At 45.8% G+C, this 1,593-nt stretch carries 1 protein-coding gene; it reads left to right on the forward strand.

Features of this window, described 5'->3' with window-relative positions:
• Nucleotides 1-29 precede the first annotated feature (29 nt).
• Nucleotides 30-1,448, forward strand: coding sequence for an aldehyde dehydrogenase family protein (locus tag ACFE90_RS14590; protein WP_375501633.1), 1,419 nt, complete (start codon nt 30-32; stop codon nt 1,446-1,448).
• The last annotated feature ends 145 nt before the right edge of the window (nt 1,449-1,593 follow it).

A 1,593-nucleotide genomic window follows, 5' to 3' on the forward strand; every position in this document is an offset into this window, starting at 1 on the left:
GGGGGAGAATAACAAATGACCAATGACCAATGACAAAACCAATAGAAGTCCGCAATCCCCGAACTGGCAAATTTGACTACGTAATTATCCCGCCGCCCCCCAGGCTGCTGGCACAGCAATGTAAGCGCACCCGCAGGGCGCAAGTTCGCTGGCAGCAACTGGGTTTAGAGGGGAGAATTGAAGCCTTACAGCAGTGGAAGGAAGCGATATTATCAGGGCGCGATCGCTTAACGGAGGCTTTGGTAAATGATACAGGAAGATTATCGACCTCAGTATTAGAAATAGACTCTTTCCTCTCTAGCATTGATCGCTGGTGTAAGTTAGCGCCGGAATTGCTGCAAGACTCTGCCAAAAACACAGCAATTCCATTTATCGCTTTACAACAAACATCCGTTCCTTATCCCCTAGTTGGGGTAATTAGCCCGTGGAATTTTCCACTGTTACTGTCAACCATTGATACCATTCCGGCATTACTGGCGGGTTGTGCTGTCATTGTTAAACCCAGTGAAATTGCTCCCCGCTTCGTAGCACCACTGAAAACAGCAATCAGCGCCGTTCCTGAATTGCGCGACGTATTAACTTTTGTTGAAGGAGCAGGCGAAACTGGATCTGCTTTGATTGAAAATGTAGATTTGGTGTGCTTTACAGGCAGTGTAGCAACAGGCCGAAAAGTAGCAGAAGCGGCTGCTAAACGGTTTATTCCGGCTTTTTTGGAATTAGGCGGAAAAGACCCTGCTATCGTTTTAGAATCAGCCAATTTAGAATTAGCAACCTCAGCAATATTGTGGGGTTCCGTCGTCAACACCGGACAGTCATGCTTATCAATTGAGCGAATTTATGTTGCTGAATCGATATTTGAAAAGTTTTACCATCAATTAGTAGCCAAAGCTTATCGCCTTCAACTAGCCTACCCCACAGTCGAAAGTGGAGAAATTGGCCCCATTATTGCTGAAAAACAAGCAGCAATTATTAGCGACCATCTCCTAGATGCAGTGGAAAAGGGAGCAGTAATTCACTGCGGCGGTGTAATTGAAGACTTAGGTGGGGGTTGGTGGTGTCGTCCAACAGTTCTTACCCAGGTTAATCATTCCATGAAAGTGATGACCGAAGAGACTTTCGGCCCCATTATGCCAGTAATGCCTTTTTCCACAGTAGAGGAAGCAGTATCTTTAGCGAACGACTCAATTTATGGATTGAGTGCTGCTGTCTTTGCTTTGGAAGCTGAAGCCTTAAAAGTTTCCCAGCAGATAGATGCAGGTGCTATTAGTATCAACGATGCTGCACTCACCGCCCTCATGCATGAAGGAGAGAAAAACGCCTTCAAATTCTCCGGTATGGGAGGGTCACGCATGGGTGTAGCAGCGCTGAAACGGTTTATGCGAAAAAAAGCTATTTTGATTAAAACTAACGCTACTAATGACCCTTGGTGGTTTGAGACTGGGGAGTGACCAATGCCATCATCACTATGCAACTCATTACCGTAACCAATGGCGATCGCTTCTGCCACAGTTTTGTCCACGATAACCAAAGCACCTGGAAGAATTTTGATAGTTTTGGTTCAGAACACAAGTCCATTCGTTCAGAACACAAGTC

It is taken from the genome of uncultured Nostoc sp. (assembly GCF_964245445.1).
GTDB lineage: Bacteria > Cyanobacteriota > Cyanobacteriia > Cyanobacteriales > Nostocaceae > Nostoc.